Raw genomic sequence first — 6,795 nt, 5'->3', positions numbered from 1 at the left:
GATCTGGCGGCCGTGTCGCCGCAGCTGACCCCGGCCGTGCGTCAGGTGCTGTCGGTGCCGGGAGCACTGGCCTCCCGCGCGGCCAAGGGCGGCACGGCACCGGATCGCGTCCGCGAACAACTGGGCTCGGTGCGCGAGCGCATCAGTGAGGCCCGCACCTGGCTCGCCGCTCACCGATGATCATGTTCGCGTGGGAATCGCTTCCCGGAGGCCTGACCGGACCCGTTACGGTGTGTGTGGACCGACGTTAGGGAAGGAACATCCGGCACGTGAGTCCGAGCAGTCCGAACATAGTGTTCATCATGTCCGACGATCATGCCTCGCACGCGATCAGCGCCTACGGCAGCACGATCAACCAGACGCCACACCTCGACCGGCTCGCCGACGGCGGCGTGCGTTTCGACAATGCGTTCTGCACCAACTCGATCTGCACGCCGAGCCGAGCATCGATCCTGACCGGCACGTACAACCACGTCAACGGCGTGACGACCCTGGCGACGCCGTTCGACACCCGGCAGCCGAGCTTTCCCGGGCTGCTGGCCGAGCAGGGCTATCAGACGGCGCTGTTCGGCAAGTGGCACCTGGGACACGGCGGTCTGCACGATCCGCGCGGGTTCGACGAGTGGGCCGTGTTTCCCGACCAGGGCGACTATCACGATCCGGAGATGATTCATCCCGATGGCCGGCGGGTCCACCGGGGCTACGCGACGGACATCGTCACCGACATGTCCCTGGACTGGCTCGAGCGACGCGACCCTGCCCGCCCGTTCTGCCTGCTCGTCCACCACAAGGCCCCGCACCGGCCCTGGGAGCCCGACGCCGCGCATGCCGACATGTACACCGACGTCGACATTCCCGAGCCGCCGACGCTTCGCGACGACTACTCCGGGCGATCCGAAGCGGCCGCGGCTGCGACGATGCGCATCGACCGCGACCTGAAGCCCGACGACCTCAAAGAGCCGGTGCCCGAGGGCCTGTCCGCTGACGAGGAGCTGTCGTGGCGGTACCAGCGCTACATCAAGGACTACCTGCGCTGCGTGGCGTCGATCGACGACAACGTCGGGCGGTTGCTCGACCGGCTCGACGCGGCCGGGCTGAGCGATGACACGCTCGTCGTCTACACCTCTGACCAGGGGTTCTTCCTCGGTGATCACGGGTGGTACGACAAGCGCTTCATGTACGAGGAGTCGCTGCGCATGCCCCTGCTCATGCGCTATCCGCGCGTCATCCAGCCGGGGTCGTCGTGCGACGCGATGGTGCTCAACGTCGACTTCGCGCAGACCTTCCTCGATCTGGCGCGGGTGCCGGAGCTGCCGACGATGCAGGGCAGGAGCTTGACGCCGTTACTGCAGGGCAACGTCCCCGACGACTGGCGCACCTCGATGTACTACCGCTACTGGATGCACGACGACTTCTTCCATCACGTCCGGGCGCATTACGGGGTTCGCACGCATCGGTACAAGCTCATCCACTACTACGGAGAAGGCTTCGGGTTGCCGGGCAACACCGACCGCACATTCGAGCCCGACTGGGAGCTGTTCGACCTGGAACATGACCCGATGGAGCTGAACAGCGTTCATGACGACCCGGCCTACGCGTCGGTACGCCGCGACCTCGAACGCGAACTCGACCGCCTGCAGCGTGAGGTGGGTGACCAGCCGGCAGCATCGTTGACGGTGTCGTGAGGCGGCGACACTGGACAGTGCCGCGTCCAGGGGTAGCGTCGGGACTGTCGGCGCCGTCACCGCGGTGCGCCCGGCCAGCGGGCGCGCGCCGGCCATCCTAGCCGAAGGGGAGCCGATCATGGCGCACAGTTCCCGAACGATCGACCCGGGCGACCCGCAAGACGAACGGGTCGCCGGCCTGTCGCTCGCCGCCGCGTACACCTGGGCCTATCTACCGCTCGTGCTCGACGACGACGGGCGCGCCAAAGACCAGCCCGCGGTGTTCAACGGACGGTTGTGGCCGTTGCGCGCCGACGCGCATCCGACGTCGTCGATGACCGACGACATCGCCGAGCTCGTGACGGCGGGGTTACTGTGCCGGTACTCCGTGGACGGCCACGATTACGTGCACGTGCCGGACTGGAAACAGCGGCAGAGGATCGACCGGCCGGCGCGCTCGGCACTGCCGCGCTGTCCGACTCACGATTCCGCGCTCGACGACATCGCGGCCACGCTCGGGCGGGTGCCCGAGCAGCTCGGCTCGGCCTTCGGCAGTGCGGCAGGCCGGATCGACACCGCTCGGCTCGGTGCCGCGTTCGCTCGGGTGGTCGAAGACGTCACGTTTCCCATCGACCCGGCCAAGGCGGCGAGTTACGGGCAGCGCGTCCGTGAGTATCTGGCCGGTGATGTGACATCGTCGCCCGGTGGTGCGACGTCGCCGTCGGCCGACACGACGGCCGGCGACACGAGGGCCGATGACATGCGGGCAGACGACGTCACGGTCGAACGGCAGTCGCCGGACACCGATGCCTGGCGCACGGCCACCGACGATCTCTCCGACGACGAGTCGCGGCGGGACCGGCCGTACTGATCGACCTGGCTGGCCGGGATCCTGCCCTGCACGGCACGGGCCAGAGCCGTGATGTGCTAGGCCGATGACGTGTGCTTCGCACACGATGCGGCGCGTTCGAGCAGCAAGTCACGCTCCCGGCTGTTACGGGTCAGCGACGCAGCATGCTCGAACTCCGCCCGCGCTTCGTCATGCCGCTGGAGCTTGACGAGCAGGTCGCCGCGAACACTGGGCAGCAGGTGGTAATTCTTCAACGCGGGCTCCGAGCCGAGGGCGTCGACCAGTTCGAGTGCCGGCGCCGGGCCGTAGGCCATGCCGACCGCGACGGCGCGGTTGAGCTCGACCACCGGCGACGGGGTCACCTGCGACAACGCGGTATACAGCGCGGCGATCCGCGCCCAGTCGGTCTCTTCTGCCGTCCGAGCACGCGCATGGCATGCCGCGATGGCGGCTTGGAGCAGATAGGGCCCGGCCGGTTGGCCGAGCGCCTGGGCTCGATCGAGTGCGGCCAGGCCGCGGTTGATGAGCAGGCGGTCCCACCGAGTGCGGTCTTGGTCCAGCAGCAGGATCGGCTCGCCCGACGCCGATGTGCGCGCCCTGGTTCGCGACGCCTGGATCTCCATCAGGGCCACCAGCGCGTGGACTTCGGCCTCGTTCGGCATCAGCTCAGCGAGGATCCTGCCCAGGCGCAACGCGTCCTCGCACAGCGCCGGGCGCAGCCAGTCGTCGCCGGCGGTTGCGGAGTACCCCTCGTTGAACACGAGGTAGATGACTTCGAGCACCGACGACAGCCGCTCGATGCGGTCGTCGCCGACAGGCAGCTCGAATCGGACGTCGTTCTTGGTGAGTGTCCGTTTGGCCCGGACGATGCGCTGGGCGATGGTCGATTCGGGCACCAGGAACGCCCGCGCGATCTCGTCCGTCTTCAGCCCGCCCAGGGTGCGCAGCGTCAATGCGACGCGTGCTTCGGTCGACAGGACGGGGTGACAGGCGGTGAAGATCAGCCGCAGCAGATCGTCGCCGATGTCGTCGTCGAACGCGTCCTCGAGGTCCGGCTCCGTGCGAGTCTGCAGATCGTGGCCCAGCAGCTCCTGCTTGCGTTCCAGGCGCTGCTGGCGGCGGAGGTGATCGATGGCACGACGTTTGGCGATGGCCATGAGCCAGGCGCCCGGCTTGTCCGGGACGCCCGACTCCGGCCATTGCTCGAGGGCAGCGACCAACGCATCCTGGGCGAGGTCTTCAGCCAGCCCGATGTCGTGCACCATCCGCCCCAAGCCAGCGATGACCCGGGCAGATTCCATCCGCCAGACGGTGTCGATGGTGCGGTGAATGTCCGACGTGGCCACGCGCCTATCAGAACAGTTTCGCCTCCGGCCCGGCAAGATGACCCGAGGCCGACCGTCACGGCTGGCGACCGGCCGACTGCGCGCGAAGACGCTCCTCCTGAGCTTGGATCTCCGGCGTGTACGCCTCGCCGAAGTCGGCGGGTTCGAACAGCGGCCGCAGCTCGAGCTCGAAGTCGTCGCCGCCGGGGCACCGCTTGGCCCATTCGAGGGCCTCGTCGAACGACTTGACCTGCCACAGCCAGTAACCGGCGACAAGCTCCTTGGTTTCGGTGAACGGTCCGTCGACGACGGAGGGCTTGCCGCCCGAGAACCTGACCCGGGCGCCCTTCGAGCTGGGTTGCAGGCCGTCCCCGTCGAGCATGACACCGGCCTTCACCAGTTCTTCGTTGTACGCCATCATCGACGTGAGTTCCTCCTCTGTGGGCATGACGCCCTGCTCGGAGTCGGCGTTCGCCTTCATGAAGACCATGACTCGCATCGTGGTGCCTCCCTTTCGCTGCGCCGGGCCCCGGCCGTCGTCGGCCTGGTCCGAACCCCGCGCTCACACACGCGTCGTACACATCTTCGGCCGATCGACACGTTCGGGACAGAAATTTCCGCCACGGATCCGGGCCGGTCGTGCTGTCGAGGCGGCGGCGTCCGATACTGGCGCGGTGGACAAGGGTACGCAGCGACGCTCGATCAACCGGAGCGATCTCGCGCGCACAGGTCTCGAAGTCGCCCCTGAGCTGCTCGGATGTGTACTTCGGCACGAGTCGGCCGAGGGGGTGGTGGCCGTACGGCTCACCGAAGTCGAGGCCTACATGGGCGCCGACGACCCGGGGTCACATGCCTACCGAGGACGGACGAAGCGCAACGAGGTGATGTTCGGCCCGGCAGGACACTTGTACGTCTACTTCACCTACGGCATGCATTTCTGCGCCAATGTCGTGTGCGGCGAACCGGGTCGGGCGACGGCGGTCCTGCTGCGCGCGGGCGAGGTCGTGGAGGGCGAGGAGTTGGCCTATGCACGCCGGACGGCGGCGGGCGCGGTTCGTGCCCGGCACGACCTCGGCCGGGGACCAGCTCGATTGGCCGTAGCACTGGGGCTCGATCGGGCGCACAACGGCTGTGACGTTCTCGGCGCCGGTCCGGTGACGCTTCTGCCGCGCGACGGCGACGCACCGGCAGATATCTCCACGGGCCCCCGGGTCGGGGTCCGAGGTGTGGGAGGCGACGGCGACGTTCACCCGTGGCGATTCTGGATCACCGGTGACCCGACGGTCTCGCGGTACCGTCGCGCCTGACCGCCCGCCGCAGGCCGGCATCGATGTGCACGACGGCGTCGTTGTGCTGAATCATGGGTGGTGACGGATGACGACCGAGCAAGGAGAACCGGGAACGTGACCGACATTCTGGACGAGCTGCACTGGCGCGGGCTGATCGCGCAGTCGACCGACGAGCAGGCGCTGCGCGCTGCCTTGGCGGCTGGTCCGGTCACGTATTACTGCGGGTTCGACCCGACCGCGCCGAGCTTGCACATCGGCAATCTTGTTCAGTTGCTGACGATGCGCCGGTTCCAGCTCGCCGGGCACCATCCGATCGCCCTGGTCGGCGGCGCCACCGGGCTGATCGGCGATCCGAAGATGACGGGGGAGCGTACTCTCAACGACCCGGAGACCGTCGCCGGCTGGGTCGAGCGGATCCGGCGCCAGATCGAGCCGTTGCTGGACTTCGACGGGCCGAACCAGGCGCGCATGGTGAACAACCTCGATTGGACCGCGCAGCTTTCGACCATCGACTTCCTGCGCGACATCGGTAAGCACTTCCGGGTGGGCCGGATGATCGCCAAGGAATCGGTGAGCGCCCGGCTGCACAGCGAACAAGGCATCAGCTTCACCGAGTTCAGCTACCAGATCCTGCAGGGCATGGACTTCCTCGAGTTGTACCGGCGGTACAACTGCATCCTGCAGACCGGTGGCAGCGATCAGTGGGGAAACCTCACCAGCGGCGTCGACCTGGTGCACCGAGTTGAGCAGCAGGCGGTGCACGCCCTCGCGACGCCACTGATCACCAAGGCCGACGGCACGAAGTTCGGCAAGACCGAGTCGGGGACGGTGTGGCTGGATCCGGAGTTGACCAGCCCGTACGCGTTCTACCAGTTCTGGTTCAACACCGACGACCGCGACGTGATCGGCTACCTCAAGGTCTTCAGCTTCCGCGACCGCGACGAGATCGCCCAGCTCGAGACCGAGGTGGCCGAGAAGCCGGCCGCGCGAGCGGCGCAGCGGGCGCTGGCCGAAGACGTCACGTCCTTGGTGCATGGCCGGACCGAGACCGACAAGGTCACGGCGGCTTCGCGGGCGCTGTTCGGGATGGGCGCCCTGGACGAGCTCGATCCGGCCACGCTCGAGGCAGCGCTGGGGGAGGTTGGTGCGACTCGGGTCGAGGCCGGTGAGGAATTGCCCACCTACGTCGACTTGTTCACCTCCGCCGGCATCGTGGAGTCGCGATCGGCGGCTCGTCGTGCCCTGGCCGACGGTGGCGCTTACGTGAACAACCAACGGCTGGACCCGTCGACATCCCCCGATGCCCGGCCCAGTCGCGCCGATCTGTTGCACGGGCGATGGCTGGTACTGCGCCGGGGCAAGCGGACCGTCGGCGGGGTCGAGATCGCGTGAGCCGCCGGGCCGCCGGACGGAAGCCGGCCGAGGCAGTGAAGGGGTGTCCAGACAGCGGACGCGCCCTGCTCCTTCGCCGACGCGCTGACCTGGCAAAACGCAGGTGGGCGGGCGGCCGGCGACCTGCGGGCACCGGCGATTTGACTCTGGTGGGTGTGGGACGTATGTTTTTCTTCGGCTCGCACGGAGCGGGACGCCGGTAGGCGGCCGGAGTTGCTGGGCTAATCCTTGGTGTGTTGGTGCTGTGGTGGTCGTTGGGCTGCCGGGGTGCTGGT

Annotated in this window: 6 protein-coding genes and 1 pseudogene; 5 read left to right on the top strand and 2 right to left on the bottom strand. The window is 67.9% G+C overall.

The window, feature by feature from the left end:
* The 3 genes and pseudogenes from M6444_RS19735 to M6444_RS19725 all read left to right on the top strand — a co-directional run.
* Positions 1-180: pseudogene (locus tag M6444_RS19735) on the top strand (argininosuccinate lyase); the annotation flags it as partial.
* Between the two features lie 89 nt (positions 181-269).
* On the top strand, positions 270-1,685 hold the full coding sequence (locus M6444_RS19730) for a sulfatase (protein WP_363326437.1): 1,416 nt from the start codon (positions 270-272) through the stop codon (positions 1,683-1,685).
* Positions 1,686-1,803: 118 nt separating this feature from the next.
* Positions 1,804-2,535, top strand: coding sequence for a hypothetical protein (locus M6444_RS19725; RefSeq protein WP_298331356.1), 732 nt, complete (start codon positions 1,804-1,806; stop codon positions 2,533-2,535).
* A gap of 56 nt (positions 2,536-2,591) precedes the next feature.
* Here M6444_RS19725 and M6444_RS19720 read toward each other — a convergent pair whose 3' ends face one another.
* Together M6444_RS19720 and M6444_RS19715 are read right to left on the bottom strand one after the other, a co-directional pair.
* Positions 2,592-3,860 carry an RNA polymerase sigma factor gene (locus M6444_RS19720; protein WP_298331353.1) on the bottom strand — a complete coding sequence of 423 codons (1,269 nt, stop codon included), beginning with the start codon at positions 3,858-3,860 and terminating at the stop codon, positions 2,592-2,594.
* Positions 3,861-3,915: 55 nt separating this feature from the next.
* Entirely contained in the window at positions 3,916-4,338 is a 423-nt protein-coding gene (locus M6444_RS19715) for a YciI family protein (protein ID WP_363326436.1), read from the bottom strand.
* 175 nt (positions 4,339-4,513) lie between these two features.
* Here M6444_RS19715 and M6444_RS19710 point away from each other — a divergent pair, with 175 nt between their 5' ends.
* Positions 4,514-5,146 carry a DNA-3-methyladenine glycosylase gene (locus M6444_RS19710; protein WP_298331349.1) on the top strand — a complete coding sequence of 211 codons (633 nt, stop codon included), beginning with the start codon at positions 4,514-4,516 and terminating at the stop codon, positions 5,144-5,146.
* Between the two features lie 96 nt (positions 5,147-5,242).
* A complete protein-coding gene (gene tyrS, locus M6444_RS19705; protein ID WP_298331347.1) occupies positions 5,243-6,520 on the top strand; it encodes a tyrosine--tRNA ligase in 1,278 nt (425 codons plus the stop codon).
* The last annotated feature ends 275 nt before the right edge of the window (positions 6,521-6,795 follow it).

The organism is Haloactinopolyspora sp. (assembly GCF_027324685.1).
Lineage (GTDB): Bacteria > Actinomycetota > Actinomycetes > Jiangellales > Jiangellaceae > Haloactinopolyspora.
Note: the sequence above shows the minus strand (reverse complement) of the source record. Positions and strands in the feature narration are given on the sequence as shown.